Annotated in this window: 16 protein-coding genes; 9 read left to right on the top strand and 7 right to left on the bottom strand. The window is 64.7% G+C overall.

Features of this window, described 5'->3' with window-relative positions; translation table 11 throughout:
- Positions 1 to 48: 48 nt before the first annotated feature.
- Together N539_RS0104525 and N539_RS0104520 are read left to right on the top strand one after the other, a co-directional pair.
- Positions 49 to 420, top strand: coding sequence for a BlaI/MecI/CopY family transcriptional regulator (locus tag N539_RS0104525; protein WP_028969314.1), 372 nt, complete (start codon positions 49 to 51; stop codon positions 418 to 420).
- On the top strand, positions 420 to 2,021 hold the full coding sequence (locus tag N539_RS0104520; RefSeq protein WP_028969313.1) for a M56 family metallopeptidase: 1,602 nt from the start codon (positions 420 to 422) through the stop codon (positions 2,019 to 2,021). The genes N539_RS0104525 and N539_RS0104520 overlap by 1 nt, the downstream gene beginning before the upstream one ends.
- Positions 2,022 to 2,041: 20 nt before the next feature.
- Here the strand turns inward: N539_RS0104520 and N539_RS0104515 are convergent, their stop codons facing one another.
- The 3 genes from N539_RS0104515 to thpR all read right to left on the bottom strand — a co-directional run bounded on the left by N539_RS0104515 (position 2,042) and on the right by thpR (position 4,209).
- Positions 2,042 to 2,815, bottom strand: coding sequence for a DUF3108 domain-containing protein (locus N539_RS0104515; protein WP_028969312.1), 774 nt, complete (start codon positions 2,813 to 2,815; stop codon positions 2,042 to 2,044).
- Positions 2,805 to 3,548, bottom strand: a complete 744-nt coding sequence (locus N539_RS15400; protein WP_081774194.1) for an HD domain-containing protein — start codon at positions 3,546 to 3,548, stop codon at positions 2,805 to 2,807. Before N539_RS15400 ends, N539_RS0104515 begins: the two co-directional genes overlap by 11 nt.
- 127 nt (positions 3,549 to 3,675) lie before the next feature.
- Positions 3,676 to 4,209, bottom strand: a complete 534-nt coding sequence (thpR, locus tag N539_RS0104505; RefSeq protein WP_028969311.1) for an RNA 2',3'-cyclic phosphodiesterase — start codon at positions 4,207 to 4,209, stop codon at positions 3,676 to 3,678.
- Between the two features lie 50 nt (positions 4,210 to 4,259).
- On the opposite strand from thpR, the gene N539_RS0104500 reads away from it, so the two are divergent.
- The 3 genes from N539_RS0104500 to N539_RS0104490 all read left to right on the top strand — a co-directional run bounded on the left by N539_RS0104500 (position 4,260) and on the right by N539_RS0104490 (position 9,142).
- On the top strand, positions 4,260 to 4,547 hold the full coding sequence (locus N539_RS0104500; protein ID WP_028969310.1) for a DUF1330 domain-containing protein: 288 nt from the start codon (positions 4,260 to 4,262) through the stop codon (positions 4,545 to 4,547).
- Positions 4,548 to 4,654: 107 nt separating this feature from the next.
- Positions 4,655 to 5,530 (top strand): ABC transporter ATP-binding protein, encoded by an 876-nt coding sequence (locus tag N539_RS0104495; RefSeq protein WP_028969309.1) that lies wholly within the window; start codon positions 4,655 to 4,657, stop codon positions 5,528 to 5,530.
- A gap of 15 nt (positions 5,531 to 5,545) precedes the next feature.
- Positions 5,546 to 9,142, top strand: a complete 3,597-nt coding sequence (locus tag N539_RS0104490; protein ID WP_028969308.1) for a M1 family aminopeptidase — start codon at positions 5,546 to 5,548, stop codon at positions 9,140 to 9,142.
- Here N539_RS0104490 and N539_RS17625 read toward each other — a convergent pair whose 3' ends face one another.
- Positions 9,143 to 9,904, bottom strand: a complete 762-nt coding sequence (locus tag N539_RS17625) for a sterol desaturase family protein (protein WP_051531357.1) — start codon at positions 9,902 to 9,904, stop codon at positions 9,143 to 9,145.
- A gap of 87 nt (positions 9,905 to 9,991) precedes the next feature.
- Positions 9,992 to 10,459: an NUDIX domain-containing protein gene (locus tag N539_RS15390; protein ID WP_051531356.1), complete on the bottom strand. Its 468-nt coding sequence runs from the start codon at positions 10,457 to 10,459 to the stop codon at positions 9,992 to 9,994.
- A gap of 82 nt (positions 10,460 to 10,541) precedes the next feature.
- Between N539_RS15390 and ppk2 the strand changes: the two genes are divergently transcribed.
- Complete coding sequence (ppk2, locus tag N539_RS15385; RefSeq protein WP_081774192.1) at positions 10,542 to 11,399, top strand: polyphosphate kinase 2; 858 nt, start codon at positions 10,542 to 10,544, stop codon at positions 11,397 to 11,399.
- Between the two features lie 50 nt (positions 11,400 to 11,449).
- Positions 11,450 to 12,145 carry a DUF4956 domain-containing protein gene (locus N539_RS0104470; RefSeq protein WP_028969307.1) on the top strand — a complete coding sequence of 232 codons (696 nt, stop codon included), beginning with the start codon at positions 11,450 to 11,452 and terminating at the stop codon, positions 12,143 to 12,145.
- Here the strand turns inward: N539_RS0104470 and N539_RS15380 are convergent.
- Together N539_RS15380 and N539_RS0104460 are read right to left on the bottom strand one after the other, a co-directional pair.
- The gene (locus N539_RS15380) at positions 12,142 to 13,179 is read right to left on the bottom strand and encodes a hypothetical protein (protein WP_156029754.1); all 1,038 of its coding nucleotides are present in this window, start codon (positions 13,177 to 13,179) and stop codon (positions 12,142 to 12,144) included. The two genes, N539_RS0104470 and N539_RS15380, sit on opposite strands and share 4 nt — an antisense overlap.
- Positions 13,176 to 14,222, bottom strand: a complete 1,047-nt coding sequence (locus N539_RS0104460) for a metallophosphoesterase (RefSeq protein ID WP_028969306.1) — start codon at positions 14,220 to 14,222, stop codon at positions 13,176 to 13,178. The genes N539_RS15380 and N539_RS0104460 overlap by 4 nt, the downstream gene beginning before the upstream one ends.
- Before the next feature lie 125 nt (positions 14,223 to 14,347).
- Here N539_RS0104460 and N539_RS0104455 point away from each other — a divergent pair, with 125 nt between their 5' ends.
- Positions 14,348 to 15,088, top strand: a complete 741-nt coding sequence (locus N539_RS0104455; RefSeq protein ID WP_028969305.1) for a Bax inhibitor-1/YccA family protein — start codon at positions 14,348 to 14,350, stop codon at positions 15,086 to 15,088.
- Between the two features lie 228 nt (positions 15,089 to 15,316).
- On the top strand, positions 15,317 to 18,253 hold the full coding sequence (locus tag N539_RS15375; RefSeq protein ID WP_197018339.1) for a TonB-dependent receptor plug domain-containing protein: 2,937 nt from the start codon (positions 15,317 to 15,319) through the stop codon (positions 18,251 to 18,253).
- Positions 18,254 to 18,341: the final 88 nt, after the last annotated feature.

Genomic DNA, 18,341 nt, shown 5'->3' with positions numbered 1-18,341 from the left:
TCCTGCTACAAGTGTGGCATGCTACAAATGTAGCAGGAGAGTCGCCGGATGATCGACAAGCTTCCGCGCCGCGAGCGCGAGTTGTTCGAAATCCTGTGCAGCGTGCGTGAAGCGTCCGCCGCCGAAATCCGCGCCAGGCTCGCCGATCCGCCATCCTATTCGGCCGTGCGCACGATGCTGTCGCGGCTCGAGGCCCGTGGGCTGGTTACGCATCGCGCCGACGATCAAACCTACATTTACAGCACCGTGCCGCAGCCCGCGAAGGTGCGCCGGAGCGCGTTGAACAAATTCATCGAGACCTTCTTCGAGGGCTCGCCGGCGAGCGCCGCGACGGCGCTGCTCGGCATGTCGAAGAAGCTGACGGATAACGAAGTCGAAGCGCTGCAACGCGCGATCGACGCAGCGAAGGAGCGCAAGTGATGACCGCGCATTTCCTGTTCGAGATGGCCTGGAAATCGGCCGCGATCAGCGCCGGAGTATGGTTGCTGCTGCAAACCGCGCGAGGACATTCCCCGGCGCAGCGATCGCGCCTGATCCTGATCGGCCTGGCGTTCGTGGCGGCGCTGCCGGCCCTGTCGCTGTTGCTGCCGCCGCTGGAAATGACCATTGGCACGGCCACCGACCCTGCGACTCCGCAGATGTTGGCTTCCTTTGCCACGGCCCAGGAGCCGCTGTCGGCAATGTCGCCGCCGCAACCCGTCCCGGCGCCTGTGATTTCCGTCAATCAGCTGATAGGCATCCTGTGGCTGGTTGGTGCCGCGGCGATCCTGCTGCGCCTCGCCGCGGGCGTGCTAACCTTGCGGCGCTGGGCGACCACTGCCGCCGCGGTCGATACGCCGGCATGGACGAGCGCGCTTCGCCGGGCCGGGGCGACCCACGTGCGGCTGCTGGTCAGCCCGCGAACGAGCGCGCCGATGAGCTGGGGCTGGCGTCACCCGACGATCCTGCTCAGCCCCGACGTTCTCGCCGATCCCGGCAATGCGGATGCGGTCATTGCCCATGAGATCGCCCATTTCCGGCGTCGCGATTGGGCCAGCTTGCTGTTCGCGCGCATCGTCGTCGCGCTGTTCTGGATCAATCCGCTGGTGTGGCTGCTCGAACGCGCCTTGCTTCACGAAGCGGAGCAGGCGGCGGACGCCGAAGCGGTGCGGACGATCGAGCCAGCGCGCTATGCGGAAACGCTGGTCAAGATCGCGGCGCCGCCGCGCGGCTTTGCCGCCGCCGCCAACAGCATGGCCGCGGGGCCGCTGAGCCGGCGCATCCTCCGTGTGCTGCAGGACCGCGGCGGGCAGGCCCCGGGCTGGAGGGCGGTTGCGAGCCTGGCGGCGATCGGTCTCGCGACTCCCGTCGCGGCGCTGACCATCGTGCCGCGAATTGAGGCGCCGCCGAGGATTTCCGTGGTCCCGAAAATTGCCGCGGCGGTTTCTGAAATTGCGATCGCCACGCCGACAGCCGCGCGGACTGCGCCAAGGGCGCCGATTGCAGTCCCGCCGACCATGCCCGCGATCAGGACGCCGCATGGCGCGCCGATCGCTCACTTTGCGCCATTCGTCCCGATGAAGGTGCCCGCCTTTCCGGCGATCGCTCCGATCGCGCCGATGGCTTCGCCCGTTGCCATCGCGATGGCCATCGCGCCGGCGGCGAACGCGGAGGATCGCGAGATCGAAGAAGCGTCGCACGACATGGAGCGCGCGGCGGAGCGGATGCGGCGCGGCGTCGAAGTGTCGATGCGGCGCGCCTCGGAGTCGATGCGGAGCGGCGCCGACGGCATGGAACGCGGCGCGGACGGCATGCTGCGCGGTGCGCAGGGGATGCGCGACGAAGCGAACAAGTTGCGCGATCCGGCCTACCGCCAGCGCAAAATCGCCGAAGAGGCGGCGCGCGGCCGCCACGTCACCGACCGCGAATTGATCGATGCCATCCCGGAAATGGAGAAAGGCGCCGACGAGATGGTTCGTGGCGCAGCCGAGATGCGGCGGGGTGCGGCCGAGATGCGGCGCTCCGCCGCCGAGCGCCGCTAGGGCGGTGCGGAACCTGCTCGCTAATCGGCCATGATCCAGTAAGCAGTGCCTCGCGGCGACTTCACCGCTGCGCGAATGACATAGGGCGACTGCTTGCTGATCCAGTAGGTCGACCGGCTCGGGGCAGCGCCGATCTCAACGGCCCAGCAATCGAACCTGCCGCGGCGGCCGGCATCGATCCGCTCGCGGCCGACGACGCGGATGAGATTGAGGTCGGACGCGGTGTCGCCCATCCCTGGAAGCGTTGCGGTATAGCCCGCCCGCAATGGAAGCGCGGCCAGGAGCAGGCCGGTCATGCCGCCGTGGAAGTCGTACACCGGTTGATCGGCATCCATCTCGGTTCGCTGGGCAGGGGCCGGGCGTTCGCCGGCGGTGACCGTGACAACGTGCCGGCCTGAAAAATCGCGGATCACGTACGATCCGTCGGACGCATATGCCTCGCTGTGGATCGGCGCCATGGTTTGGCGGTCGAACACGTTGAACGTCATGTCGAAGCTGCTCGAGAGCGGACGGGACTTGCTGTTGACGTTGGTCGAACCTTCCACCCGCGTCAGATAGGGCTTGCCATCAATCGTCCGGATTCGAACGTGATCGCTCGACAGGCCAAGGTCCTCGGAGCTTCCATCGTTGCGGCGGACCGTGACACGCCACAGATTGTCGTAGGGCTGGAGGGCGGCGCCGTTCATCGCGGCATCGCCGACGCGGACCAGGTCTGCGGGCGCTTCCGCGGCAGAGATTGAGTGCGGCGCGGCCCCCGCCAGAACCAGTGCCGCCGTGAGCGTACTAGTCCGCATAAGGTGCGCTCTGGATCTCGTCGCGGACCGACCCGCGATCGACGTTGGGCGCAACTTCCCGGCACAGCCCGTCGAGCCAGCCGAATTGCGAGGTGGGCTTGCGCTTGCAATGGTCGACCGCGAGCGCGGTAAATCCGGTCTTGAAGCCGGCGCGGGGAAAGGCGCGGAGCGTTTGCGCAACGATTTCAGGGGTGACGACCTTGGGGTCCGGTCCGTCGACATCGGTCCCGGCGCCATAGCCGACGAGCAGTGCATTGCCCGATTGATGCGACTGAAAGGCCCGGCCGACGTCGTGCATCGCGATCGCATTCCACACCGTTCGCGCCTGCTGCTCGGAGCCGCCATTATCCTTCACGAATTTTTCGGCGAGATTGGCGCCGTCGACCTCGAACGACCCCTGGGCCGAGGCGGAGCCGGGCATTAAGCCGAGGTCATGCAAGGCCGCCGCGACGAACGCCGTCTCGGCATCGAACGGGACATTGTGAGCCTTCATTCCGAGCGCGCCGTAAATGTAGGTCCGCATCGAATGGTTGAACAGGAACTCAGGCGAATGAAGCTTCGCGAATTGAGCAGCCTTCAACGCCAGGGGTGTCTGTGGAATCACGACGCCGCCGATGGTGGGGTCCGTCCGGGCGGCGCTCGTGTCGGTCGCGAGGCTGCTTAGAGCAAGTGCGGCGAAGATCATGGTCGCAGCTCGCTCGGCTCGGGAGAACCAGGTCAGTTGACGGTGCATGGATTACGTCTCCGATGGAGGACAGGGACTGACTCGTCCGCAGCTTGCCCCAAACCAATATCCACTTTTGAATGACGCCAGATGACCAATTCGGCGGATTTCACCACTGACTTCGCGCAGCGGTCAATCAAGATAGCGTGTAGCTCGCGACCTCTTCGTAATGCGCGCCATGGCGCGAGAGCCGGCTTTCGAACAAAGCGAAACGGTCGACCTCGAACGGCTCCGACCCGAGGCCGCGGGTGCGGTCGAGGAAGCCGGTGAGCTCGCGGCTGCGGCGACCTTTCCACCGTGCTAGCGTGATGTGCAGATGGAGGGCGCGGCGCTCGGGCTCGAGGCCGGCCGACTGGCACGCGCGCTCGACCTTGGCGGCCAGCGCGACGAGCGGCGGCTTCGGCTCGACGCCCGCCCACAGAGCGCCGGAGCTGCGCTGCTCGAAGCGGCCGGTGCCGTGGATTCGGATCTCGAAGGGGGCGGACCGGATCGCGGCGAGCGCCGCGGCAAGATCCTCTGCGATCGGGCGCTCAACCTCGCCGACGAATCGCAGCGTCAGGTGCAGCTGCTCGTCGTCCTGCCAGCGGAAGTCCGCGCTGTCATCCATCGCGTCGATCAAGAGGTCGCGGATCGCTTCGGGCGGACGGATGGCGACGAACAGGCGGTGCATCGCGCCGCGCAATAGCTTATTCCGCGGCGTCCGGGTGAAAGGGAAGTTGCATGGCCGCTTATCTCGTCGCGTCGATCCACGTTCACAATCCGCTCGGCTACGATGAGTATCGCAGCCGGACACAGTCGATCGTCGAAGCCCATGGGGGGCGGTTCCTCGTCCGTGGCGGGACGGTGCATCCGCTCGAGGGCGCGGAGGACATCGAGCGCTTCGTGGTCATCGAATTCCCGTCGGTCGAGGCGGCGCGGGTCTTCTATGACAGCGCCGACTACCAGCGGATCCTCCCAGCGCGGACCGACAATGCCGCGACCGACATGTTCATCGTCGAAGGGGCCTGACGGGCCGACCAACGGCAATTTCATCCGCTCGTCGAACGGTCGATTGCCGGGTTTCCGGGCGCCCGCTAACCCCTTCGCCAATTGGACCCAAGAGGCCGGGGGACTTCATGCTGGAAATCGCGAACCTTTCGCACACTTATGCCAATGGCACCGTCGCGCTTGCCGACGTCGACCTTTCGATCCCGCGCGGGATGTTCGGGCTGCTGGGGCCGAACGGCGCCGGCAAATCGACCCTGATGCGGACCGTGGCGACATTGCAGGAGCCGACGTCGGGGACGATCAAGTTCGGCGATATCGACGTGCTCGCGGAGCCCGAAACGCTGCGCAAGACGCTCGGCTATCTGCCGCAGGATTTCGGCGTCTATCCGCGCGTCTCGGCGTATTCGATGCTCGACCAGATGGCGGTGCTCAAGGGCATCACCGGCAAGGGCGAGCGCAAGAGCGTCGTCGAGACCTTGCTCAACCAGACCAATTTGTGGGCGGTGCGTGACAAGGCGATCACCGGCTTTTCCGGCGGCATGCGGCAGCGCTTCGGGATCGCCCAGGCGCTGATCGGCAACCCCGAGCTGATCATCGTCGATGAGCCGACCGCGGGCCTCGACCCCGAGGAGCGGAACCGCTTCCTCAACCTGCTCGCCGGGATCGGCGACAACGTCGTGGTGATCCTGTCGACCCACATCGTCGACGACGTCGCTGATTTGTGCCCGCTGATGGCGGTGCTGGCGAACGGGCGCCTGCAATTGCAGGGCAAGCCCGCCGACCTCATCGCGTCGACCCGCGGCAAGGTGTGGAAGAAGACGATCGATCATTCCGAGCTCGAGAAATATCAGGAGAGCCACGAAGTGATCTCCACCCGCATGTTCGCCGGCCAGACCATCGTTCACGTCCTTTCCGACACGCAGCCGAGCGGCTTCGAGCAGGTCGAGGGCGGGCTCGAGGACGTCTATTTCTCGACCCTGTCGACGCTTCGCCGCGCGGCCTGAGCGGAGACCCGACCCATGCTGCTTGGAATCACCGCATTCGAGATCCGCTATCAGCTCCGCAATCCGGTGTTCTGGGTTTCGATTGCGATCTTCTTCCTGATGGGCTTCGGGCTCACAGCAAGCCAAAACGTAAGCGTGGGCACGCCGGGCGGAGTCCATGAGAATGCACCGAACGCGATTGCCGTAACGACGGCAGTCTTTTCTCTCTTCTACCTGTTCGTCGTTACCGCGTTCGTGGCGAATGCGATCGTGCGCGACGAGACCAGTGGCTTCGCGCCAATCGTCCGGGCCACCGCGGTCACCAATTCACAGATTCTGATCGGACGCTTTGTCGGCGGGCTCATCGTTGCATGGCTCGGATATCTGACGATACCGCTCGGGATGTACTGCGGCTCGCTTATGCCGTGGGTCGACCCCGAGACGATCGGGCCGCAGTTTCTTTCCTATTACACCTGGCCATTCCTGGTCTTCGCGATCCCGAACATCTTCCTCATGTGCGCGGTGCTGTTCGCGCTGGCTACACTGCTGCGATCGATGATGGCCGCCTACATCGGCGCGGTCGTTCTGGTGATGGGCTATCTCATTACCACCAGCATTCTTTTCCCGAAGATCGAATACCGCGAGGCGCTCGCCAGCTGGGAGCCGCTTGGCACCGGCGCGCTTGGCGAGGCCACGCGCTATTGGACGCAGAGCGAGCTGAACGCCCGGCTGATCGACCTCAGCGGCACCTTGCTGTTCAACCGCGCCTTCTGCGTCCTGCTCGGACTGTTGTTCCTGGCTTTCACCGTGTGGCGTTTCTCGATGACCGAGCGAGCGCCTTCGAAGCGTCGGTTGCGCAAGCTGGCGAAGCGTCAGGCACGCGCAGAGAAAAAAGCGGCAGTTGCTCCAGCGCTCCACGGTGAGCGGGTTGTTGCCGCCACAGCTCGGCCATCGCGCTGGATCCAGTTCATGGCCCGGATTCGGATCGAGCTCCGCCAGGTTCTGACGAGCCCGGGACTGATCGTCATCACGCTTCTGGCGATGGCCTTCACCGGATTGACGCTGTCGATTTCACCATCCCTCTACGGAACGTCGGACCACCCGACATTATCTGCGACCATCACCGGCGTCGAAGGTGGCTCGACCATCTTCCTCCTGATGATCGCCGCCTTCTATGGCGGTGAGCTGGTCTGGCGAGAGCGCGACCGTAAGCTCAACGAGATCATCGATTCCACTGCCGTCCCGAGCTGGGTTATGACCGTGCCGAAGATGATCGCCATCTTCGTCGTGCTGCTGGTCGTCAATCTAGCCGCAGCGCTCGCCGGTATCGTCTATCAGCTGATTGAGGGCGCGCGGACACTCGGGCTTCCGGAATATTTTGCCTGGTTCATTCTTCCGGCCGCGGTCAGCGGGCTTCTGACCGCGATCCTCGCCGTGTTCGTCCAGGTCCTGAGCCCCAACAAATATGTCGGCTGGGGCATCCTGTTCGTGTGGTTCGTTGCCGGCATCTTCCTGGCCAACATGGGCTACGGCAACCCGCTGTATAATTACGGACGCTCGACTGCCGTGCCGCTGAGCGACTTTGTCGGCGCAGGCAGTTTCTGGTGGGGAGCCGCGGTCTTCCGCTTTTATTGGCTCTGCTTCGCCGTCGTCCTGGCCGTCCTTGCACATCTGCTGTGGCCGCGCGGGACCGATCTCGGCCTTGGCGTGCGCCTTCGGAAGATGGGCCGCTACGCCACGGCGACGCCGCTTGCATTTGCCGGCATCGCCGCGGTCGCGATGGTGGCGACCGGCGCCTACGCCTTTCACAACGTCAAGCAGTTCAACCGCTACCAGACGTCGGACGAGCTCGAGAAGTTTCAGGCGGACTATGAGCGCAAGTACCTCAAGTACGAGAAGCTGCCGCAACCGTCGATCGCGCACGTCGTGCTCAACGTGCAGCTGTATCCGAAGGAGCGGCGGCTGGTCGCGCTCGGCCGCTATGACCTCATCAACCGCACGAGCGCTCCCATCCGCGACGTGCACGTCCGGCAGACCGATCTCGATGCGGTGTACAGTCGGCTCGATCTGAGCGGAGCCCGGCTGGTCGCCGACGACAAGAAGTTCGGGTATCGGATTTACCGGTTCGACACGCCGCTGGCCCCGGGGGCCAAGGCCACGCTGACCTTTGCGTCGCAAATCTGGCACCGCGGTTTTAAGGCGGGTGCGCCGGACACGGACATCATCGAGAACGGAACCTTTGCGAACAATTTCCAATTCGCGCCGGTGATCGGCATGAACGAGCAGGACCTGCTCAGCGATCGCGCCAAGCGGCGGCGGCAGGGACTGGCGCCCGAGTTGCGGCCGGCGAAACTCGAGGACCTTTCGGCGACCGCTCGCAACTATATCGGCAGCGACTGGACGACCTCCGACATTACGCTGACCACCGACGCCGACCAGACGCCGATCGCGCCTGGCAACCGCGTATCCGACGTTACGAATGGCGAACGCCGGACCGCGCACTTCATTAGCGGTGCGCCCATCCTCAACTTCTTCTCGATCCAGTCGGCCGATTACCAGGTCGCGACGCGGAATCACAACGGGCTCCAGCTGTCGGTCTATTACCATAAGGGCCACGACTGGAACGTGCCCAAGATGCTGAACGCAATGGCTGCGGCACTTGATTATTACCGGGCGCACTTCGGGCCTTATCAGTTCAAATATGCGCGGATCGTCGAATTCCCCGGCTACAACAGTTTCGCGCAGGCCTTCGCCGGAACCATGCCCTATTCGGAATCAATCGGCTTCAACGCCAACACCGATGACCCGGATAAAATCGATTTCACGACTTATGTCATCGCCCATGAGATGGCGCATCAATATTGGGCGCACCAGGTCATCGGCGCCGACATGCAGGGCGGAACGATGACCAGCGAGACGCTGGCCCAATATTCTGCCCTCATGGTGATGAAGCACATGTACGGACCGGACAAGATCCGCCGTTTCCTGAAATATGAGCTCGATAACTATTTGCAGGGGCGCCAAGGCGAAGCAGTTGAGGAAGTCCCGCTAGAGCGCGTGGAGAACCAGGCCTACGTCCACTATCGCAAAGGCGCACTGGTCATGTACCTGCTGCAGGAGCGGCTGGGCGAAGATGCGGTGAACCGTGCGCTGGCGCGGTTCCTCGATCGTTTCCGGTTCAAGGGCGCGCCTTACGAGCGGTCGGTCGATCTGATCGACGAGTTCCGCAAGGAAGCGAAGACCCCGGAACAGCAGCAGCTGATCACCGATCTGTTCGAGAAGATCACCCTGTATGACCTCAAGGTCACCGACGCCTCGACGCGCAAGGACGGCGATGGCTGGACCACCACGCTGACCATCGCCGCGGACAAATATTACGCCCGCGGCAAGGGCGAAGAGACCAAGGTCCGCCTCAGCGAACCAATCGAGGTCGGGCTGTTCACGGCTCGGCCGGGGCTCGGCGCGTTCTCGGCCAAGGACGTGATCGTCATGGGCCGCGAACCGGTCAGGAGCGGGGTCCAGAAGATCACGGTCCACAGCAAGCTGAAGCCGGCGTTCGCGGGCATCGACCCGTACAATTTCTATGTCGACCGCAACAGCGACGACAATGTGAAAGACGTGACCGCGAGCTAGCTAGAGGCGGATGCGTCCGTCGACCTGGTCAGTTCGGTTGACGTCGACCATCGCCAGCATCGCCAGCCAGCGCCGCGACCGTTCGGGCTCGAAGCCCAGTTTCACCGGACGGTCGACCGGCGCGCCATAGGTGCCGAACAGCCGGTCCCAGATCGGCATGTCGCCGAAGTTGCGGGCGTGCACGTCGCGTTCGTGATGGAGCATATGCGCTTCGGGCCGCTGGATGATCCAGCCCGTCCACGCCGGCGTGCGGACGTTCCAATGCTGGTAGACGCCAACCGAGAAGCCCCACAGTCCGGCCCAGGCTGCGGCATGAGCGGTCGAATGCAGGAGACCCGCGGCAAGCAGGCCGCAGAGCACGCCCTGGACCAGCGCATCGAACGGGTGAAAGATCATCGCCGAGCTGACGTCGACCCGCGCGACGCCGTGATGAAGCTGATGCCCCATGCGCCACAGCAGGTCGAAATAATGCATGGTGCGGTGCGCCCAGTAAGCGAGGAACGTGGTCAGCATCCACAGCGGGATCGCCGCCCAATTCCCCCAGCCCTGAAGGTCGAAGATCGCCATCGGCGGCAGGTAAGGCACGATCAGCAGCGGTGCGAAGACGTAGACGAGGAGGGTCACGGCAAGCCCGGCGAGCCCGATCAGGCGCCAGTGGCGAATGGCCGGCATTTCGCGCTTTGACGGGAATGCCGCTTCGAGGCCGAGAAACAGCAGGAAGCTTCCGGGAATCGCGAGCAGAATGGCGGTATCGAAATCCATCGGACTAGCCCCCGTGCGTTCCAACTGAGGGCTGTGGTCATAGCTCGATTCACGCGGGCATTCCACGCTCCGCCGCGGCGCCGCTTGCTAAAGCTTCGTGCGGATCGCGCGCAGCCAGCCGGCGGTGCGTGGCGACAGGTCGCTCGGCAGCTCATCGAGGGACGCCTCGACGATGCGCTCGATCTCCCACGACCAGCGCGAGGGGCGGTAAGCGACGTCTTCGACGATGAACAGGAAGGCGAGGTCGCGCTTGAAGTCCGTGTCTTCGTTAAGCTCGGCGGCGAGCCGAACCGCGCCGTGGCCGGTCATGCCGATTTCCTCGCGAAGCTCGCGCAGCACCGCTTCGCGCGGGTGCTCGTCCTCGCCTCGGCCGCCGCCGGGAAGCCGCCAGCCGGGCGCATAGCGCAGCTTGACGAGGATCGCCTTGCGGTCCGGCGTAAGCGCGAGCGCGTGGGCGCCGAACGTGCGCGGCCGGCGTAGCCGCCAACTCATCTTCAGCAGCCCGTGAACGCCGGTGAGCAGGACGCGCAAGGCGGGATCGAGGAGCCTCTTCACGCCGTGATTATCGTTCAGAGGCGGGGGAGTTCCAATCATCCTCCGCCCGTGCCACATTCGTCGCCGTTCGGAGGGGCGCCCGATGAGCGGACCAAGCAAGCTCAGCGACAAGGACTATAGCGAGCTCCTGAAGCCGATGGCGCGGGAGCTGAGTGCCCTCGCGCGCTGGGTCGCCGAGACCAACCAGCGCGTCGTGATCCTGTTCGAGGGCCGCGACACGGCCGGCAAGGGCGGCTCGATCGAGATGTTCCGCCGAGTGCTCAACCCGCGCCAATGCCGGGTCGTGGCGCTACCGAGTCCCAACGAGCGTGAACGGACGCAATGGTATTTCCAGCGCTACGTCGAGCATTTGCCGGCCGAAGGCGAGATCGTCCTGTTCGACCGCAGCTGGTACAATCGCGCCGGGGTGGAGCGGGTGATGGGCTTTTGCACGCCCGACCAGACGCAGGATTTCCTCAACGCCGCCCCGGAGTTCGAGCGCCACCTCGCCGATGACGGCATCCTGCTGTTCAAATATTGGCTGTGCTGCGACCAGGCGGTGCAGGAGCAACGGTTCGAAAACCGGCTGAACAATCCGATGAAGCGGTGGAAGCTGTCGCCGATCGATATCAAGGCGCGCGCGCATTACGATGACTACACCCAGGCGCGCGAGCGGATGCTTGCCGCGACCCACAATGATTATGCGCCATGGACCCTGGTCGATTTCAACGACCAGCCGGTCGGCCGCCTGACGGTGCTGCGCGACTTCCTCGATCGCGTGCCCGACACCGAGCTTTCGCTGGCCGACATCCCGTGGCCGCCGCTGGAGCATAAGCCGTTCAAGGAGCAGTACGGAGTGCTGGAACCGATCCCGAGCTATTCAGCTCCCCCGGAAAAACATAAGCACAAACACAAGCATAAGCATAAGCACGATCACGAAGACGAGGACGAGTTGACGTAAGGTTCATCAGATCATTGCGCCGGGGGCGAGGCGCGGACAGGGGGAAAGTAATGCGCGCATCGAAATTGCTGGTTCAGCTGACGGCTTATTATCTGATCATCGGCCTGGTCATCCTGATTGCGGTCAAGATATGGCCCGACCTTCGCGGCTATTTGCCGATTGGCGGGGTCGAACAACTGATCACCCAGCCGAGCAAGAGTGCCCTCGACGGCACCGACACCATTCGCGCCGCGCATGTCGGCAACATGGGCGAGAGCCTGTTTTGGCTGGTCGTTGCAATCGTCGGCGCCCTGCTCGCGGCGCTGCCCGTCACCTGGGTCTACATGGCGGTGCGCAGCGGCGAGGATTACGACCAGTCGCTGGTCAACACGATCCTGGTCCTGCCGATGGTCGTCACCGGCGTCGTCATCATCGTCCAGAACTCCCTCGCCCTCGCGTTCGCGCTGGCCGGGATCGCCGGCGCGGTGCGCTTCCGAAACTCACTCAAAAGCTCGGGCGATGCGATCTTCATCCTGCTCGCGGTCGCCATCGGCCTGTCGGCCGGCATCGGTGCGGTCGAGCTCGCCGCCGTGATCAGCATGGCGCTCAACTACACCTTCGCGGTCCTGTGGCTGACCGAATATGGCGAGCGCGAAGGGATGAAGCGCTACCTTGCCGACTACGACGGTAATGACATCGCCGCGCAGGCCAAGGTCAAGGCGGCCAAGTCACCCGACAAGCCAGCCGAGCCGGTCGAACCGGCTTAGGCGGCGCAGCGCTTCAACACCTTGGCCGATACGTCGGCGTCGGTGGCAATGTCGGTAAAGAAGCCGTTGAGGAAGGACACCGCGCGCTGCTGCACGCGCGGCTCCAACCCCGGCGTCTGGGCAAGCACGGCGAGCATCTGCGGCTGGGCGGCGCGGAATTGCCGTGCCGCCACCATCGCCTGCGGACTGTGCGCACAAAATCCCCGGTAGAAGCGCTGCTTGACGTTGCTGATGCTCATCTGCGCCGGCGGAACCGCATAAGGCGCGCCAACGAACCCGGAATAGTCGAAGTCGTAGGGGATCGGAATCGCGCCGCCGGGGGTAAGGGTGCCGATGATCTCGGCATTGTGGCAGCAGTCCTTGCCCGCGGCGCCGGCGCGCATCGACCAGTCATGATTGGCAATCATGTGTTGGAACAGCGCGTAGCGCGCGGAGTCGGACGGGCTCAGGTCCGCGGCCGGGATTCGTTCGGGCGCATGGGCCGGCCTGAGGCCGTTGCGGCGGGCGACGTCCTTCAGGTCCTCGATGAAAAAGCCGTAGCGTGTGACCATCGGGCGGCCGTTCCCGTCCCGGTAATCGATGCTCGCAAGGCGGACCCGGAAACTGCGCGGCGAGAGTTGGTTGAGCATCCGGTAGGCGGCATATTCGAGCAGCTCATATTGCTGGGCCCCGGGGGCGCTGCCGCAGTGCGTGACCAGCTTCAGCTTGCTCTGGCCGGCGAACAGGGAATTAGGGGAGGGCGGCGCCGTGAAATTGACCCGCAGAGGCGCGAAATCGCACACCTCGGCGTTGCGCCGCGTCGTGCTCCTGATTGAAAGAGCGACCGGAAGAGGCTGGCCCGCCGGATCAGTGAGGGTGCCGGCTACCGGCTGGCTGCTGGCGCGGTTGCGCATCAGCGTGGTGACCGGGGCGGCGATGGCGATGTGAATGAGATCGTTCGACGCGAACAAGGGCGACGATGCCTGGGCAGTAGCCGCGGACGGGGTGCCGGCCAGTCCCAGAGCGGCCGCAGCCGACAGCATGCCGTTCCTCATTGTCCTGACCTCCTGACGGTGTGCGGGGTCATCCGGTCGCCGACGATTTCGAGCCAGCTGACCGGTCCGCCGTAGTAGCGAGAAATTCCGGTATCGATCCGGGCGAGCCTGCCGTCGGCGCTGATCACGATGCCGGCCAGGCTCGGCGTGTGGCCGATCACGAGGCGCTTGGCCCCATCGGCCTGAAGGGCCGCCGCCAGCTCCTGATCGCGGGGCAAGGTGGGCGTTCGGGTCGCCGCCCGCGCCGCTGCCGCGTCGGCGTCTGCGCCCACAAGACCGCGGTACCATAAAGGACCGAGCGGATCTTCGAGGACCGAGCCAGGACCCGCCTGCGCCACGGCCATCGCCTGCGCCACGCGGGCGTTGACCTGGTCGATCGTGAGCCGGGAATATTCGTCGCTGAGGCCGCCATGAACGAACAAGCTGTCGCCGACCTTGGCCACCGCGGGATTGCGCCGGGCCCAGCGGCCGAGCTCACCGGACGGGCTCCAGGCTTGCCGGTGCTCGACCCAGCCGAGCGGGGTTTGCGACAGCCAGCGATCGCGCACCTGCGACGGGGTGACCGCGGGATTGGCGGCGCGGGCGGTCGCTTCGAGCTGCTTGCGCAGGCGCATGTAGAGCTGCTCTCGGCGGGCCGGGGAGCGGGCATCGACGAACGCTGCATATTCGCCCGGCGTCGTGTAGCGGAAATCGCCAAGCAGGTTCATCGCCTCGTGGTTGCCGAGCACGACGACGACCCGGCCGCCGGCGCGGGGCGCCTCGCTTTGAAGCTGCTGCAGGCTGCGGACGATCTTCAGCGAATCCGGGCCGCGGTCCGTAATGTCGCCGAGCTGGACGAAGATGGTTCGGCCGCCGGCCCAGTGGTTCTGCGCGTCGACCAGGGAGGCGCCCCGGGCGATGTCCATCCAAGCTGAATAATCCCCATGGAGATCGCCGACGGCGACGATGCGCGGCGCTTGCGGCGCGGCCGCGACGCTTCCGGCCGGCGTGACAAGCACCGCGCCGGCCAGGATTCCCGCCCATCGCAGGAGCCGCCCCAACATGGGTCGTTTGTCGCACCGAGACGAAGCAAGAGCAATGGCGTGCCGGATTCGCTTGAAGTGAACCGGCGCATCCACGATATATTCAGGGTGCAAGGGGCACTTTGGCCCCCGGCAAAGGAGATGACATGGCCAATTGGCAAGACCCGCAAACGACCGGCGTGAATACCGCCACGGTAGGTGTTCCACGCGCCGCCCGCGATGCGGGCCTGCGGTCGTACATGCTTTCGGTTTACAACTACATGGCGTCGGGCGTGCTCCTGACGGGCATCGTCGCGCTGCTGTTCGCGCCTTATGCCGGGCAGGTGCTGATCAGCGCCACCGGCCGCGGCCTCAGCCCGCTCGGCTGGATCGTGACCTTGTCGCCACTCGGAATCGTGTTCGCGATGAGCTTCGGCGCGCAGCGGATGCGGACGGGGACGCTGCAGCTGCTGTTCTGGGCCTTCGCCGGCTTGATGGGGCTGTCGATGTCGACGCTGTTCCTGGCCTATACCGGGGCCTCGATCGCGCAGACCTTCTTCGCGACGACGGCGGCCTATCTTGGGCTCAGCCTCTACGGCTACACCACCAAGCGCGACCTTTCGGGGCTCGGCACGTTCCTGATCATGGGCGTCGTCGGCCTGCTGGTCGCGATGCTGCTCAACATGTTGCTGCAGTCGAGCGCGATGGCGCTGGCGATCAGCGCGATCGGCGTGCTGCTGTTTGCCGCGCTCACCGCCTACGACACGCAGCGGATCAAGAGCATGTACTTCTACGTGCAGGGCACGGAGATGGCCGGGAAGACCGTCATCCTCGGCGCGCTGACGCTCTACCTCGACTTCATCAACATGTTCCAGTTCCTGCTCAGCTTCATGGGCGACCGCCGCTAGACGCTCGAGCAGCCGAAAAACGAAGGGCCGGAGGAAACTCCGGCCCTTTTTTCATCTCCGGCGATGTGGTCGCGCTGGGGCCATTGTCTTTGGTTCGTGTGATGATTTTGTCACGGACCCGTCACATATGCCGGCGGATGCACAGCGCTGTTGACTTGTAACGGCTATCAATCATGCTGTTGTTGCAGCGCAAAAAAGGCGTTGCGAGGTCTTTTGGGGGGACTTCCTATGACCAACGCTCGGACGCACTTCCGCCGGTCGCTTCTCGTCTCGACCGCTTCTCTCGCATCGCTGATCATCGCCACTCCGGCCGCCGCGCAGGATGCGCCCGCGGCTCCGGATGTCCAGCCGGCGCCTGCGCCCGCGCCGCAAGCCGTTCCGGTGCGAACTGAGGAAATTGTCATCACCGGTACCCGCCGTACCGACCGCACGGTGACGAACTCGGCCTCGCCGATCGACGTCATCAGCTCGCAGGAACTGACCAGCCAGCCGACGGCGAACCTGCTGGATACGGTCAAGAACATCGTGCCGTCATTCTACGTCCCGACGAACTCAATCTCCGACGCTTCGACGTTCGTTCGCGCGCCCTCGCTGCGCGGCCTGCCCGGCGATGAAACGCTGGTCCAGATCAACGGCAAGCGCTTCAACCGCTCCGCCCTGGTCCAGGTCTATACCGGCGGCGACACTGGCCTGTCGTTCGGTTCGCAGGGTCCCGACATTTCGGCGATCCCCGCGATCGCGATCAAGAACCTTCAAGTGCTGCGTGACGGCGCGACCGCTCAATATGGTTCGGACGCGATCGCCGGCGTCATGAATTTCGTCATGCGCAACGACCGCAACGTGATCGACCTGCAGGCGCGCTATGGCCAGACCTTCGATCATGGCCACACCAAGCTCGATAGCGGCAGGAGCCGCCAAGTCGCCGGCAATGTGGGCGTCGGAATCGGCGCGACGGGGTTCATCGACGTCGCCGGCGAATGGTATAAGGACGACGGCACCAGCCGCGGCGGGCAGCGTCCGATCGCGGCGATCTTCGCGCAGCAGCATCCAGAGCTTGCCGACCAGCTGCCGAATGCTCCGCTTCCGGTGCAAATCTGGGGCTCTTCGCCGGCGCACGGCTGGAAGGGGATGGTCAACGCCGGGATCGACGTCACCGAGAACAGCCAGCTCTACGCGACCGGCCTGGCCGCCTACAACAAGGCGGACGAAAGCTTCAATTACCGCTCGCCGATCGGCGGCGATGCGGTGGATGTCGACGGCAATCCCGTCCATTTCGGTCCGAATAGCGCTTTCTCTACCCCATATTATCTGACCCCGTGCCCGGCGAGTAGCGCAACCTGCGCCGCCGGCGGGTTTGTCCAGGATAGCAACACCTTCTTATTCGCCTCCATTTATCCCGCCGGCTTCCTGCCGCGGTTCGTCGGAATCACCAAAGAACGGTGGGGGACGGTCGGCTGGAAAGGGGAGCTTGGCGGGGGACTGACCTGGGACCTGTCGGGTACGCTCGCCAAGAACACGCTCGCGCTGTCGATGAACCATTCGCTGAGCCCCACCTATGGGCCGGACTCGCAGACGGAATTCGACTTCGGCACGCTCAGCCAGAAGGAGAAGAACGCCAACCTCGACATGACCTATCCAATCGACGTCGGTCTCGCGAGCCCGCTCACGCTGGCATGGGGCGCCGAATATCGGAAGGAGACCTACGGCCAGACCGCGGGCGACGTGCAATCCTACGGCGCCGGGCCTTATGCGACGCCGCACCCCCTCTATACGCAGGTCTCGCCCGGGGTTTACGCGCTGGTCGGGACAAGCGCCGACTGCACCGCACCTGGCGCGGTCTGCACCGCGGCCAAGGGCCCGGGCGCGAGCGGCTATGGAGGCACCAGCCCGGAAGCCGCCGGGAGCTGGAGCGATTGGAGCTGGGGCGTTTACGGCGATGCCGAAGCCGACATCACCGACGCGCTCAGCATGGGCCTCGCGGGACGGTACGAGCACTATCATTCATTCGGCGGCAGCTTCGTCTACAAGCTGAATGCGCTCTACAAGGTCACTCCGCAGGTCTCGCTCCGCGGCACGATCGGTACTGGCTTCCACGCACCGTCGCCGGGCCAGTCGCATGACGAGATCCTGACGACCAACTTCGTCAGCGGCGTCCAGGTGCAGACGGGCACATACCCGGTCGATAGCCCGATCGCGCAATATTTCGGCGCGCACATTCTGAAGCCGGAGAAATCGCGCAATTACGGCGCCGGCATCATCATCAAGCCGACACCGACGCTGACCCTCACCGCGGATGCCTACCTCATCAAGGTGAAGGACCGCATCGGCATCACGCAGAACTTTACGGTGCACGCGGCCGACATCCTCCTCGAGCCGGCGCTTGCCGCGGTCGGCGCCGAAGGTGCGGTCAACTTCTTCACCAATGGTTTCGATACGTCGACCAAGGGTATCGACGTGGTCGGTACCTGGCGGCACGAGCTGTTCGACGGCAACCTGTCGATGACCCTCGCCTACAATTACAACAAGTCGAAGGTCACCAGTTTCGATCCGCTCGTGATCAACAGGGCCCAGATCATCGACGTCGCTCACCTTGCCCCGAACCACCGGGCAACCCTGTCCGGCAGCTTCGCGCGGGGTCCATGGACCTTGAACGCACGCGAGAATTATTACGGATCGTGGATGGATGCCGTCGATTACCCGACGGTTGTCGATGCCGACAACGTCGGGATCGAAGCGCAAAAGTTCGGTGCGAAGTTCACGACCGATGTCGACCTCAGCTATACGTTCGCGCAGCGCTTCACCGTGACGGTCGGTGCGATCAACCTGTTCAATACCTACCCGGACAAGATCAAGAGCACGAAGGACATCAACCCGGTCTTCCCGCTGACGGGGACCACCGACTTCGGCCAGATCTATCCGCGCCTCGGCGGCCCATTCGGGATCAACGGCGGCATGTGGTACGTCCGTCTTGCGGCAAAGTTCGCGCCGTTCGTCGGATCGACACCGCCGCCGCCGGCGTTCGTGCCGCCGCCGCCGCCGCCAATGCAGACCTGCGCGGACGGCAGCATGGTCGCCGTTGGCGCGGCTTGTCCGGTCGCGGCGCTGCCGCCTCCCCCGCCTCCGCCGCCCCCTCCTCCGCCAGTGGAAAAGGGTCAGCGCGGCTAAGAACGAGTGATCGAGAAGGGGAAGGGGCCGCTCCGCAAGGGGCGGCCTTTTCCTATTCGATCACAAGTTTGAGCGCTTGACGGGTGAT

Source organism: Sphingomonas sp. URHD0057, from assembly GCF_000620665.1.
GTDB lineage: Bacteria > Pseudomonadota > Alphaproteobacteria > Sphingomonadales > Sphingomonadaceae > Sphingomicrobium.
The sequence above is the reverse complement of the archived record's forward strand: the minus strand, read 5'-3'. Positions and strand labels throughout refer to the sequence as shown.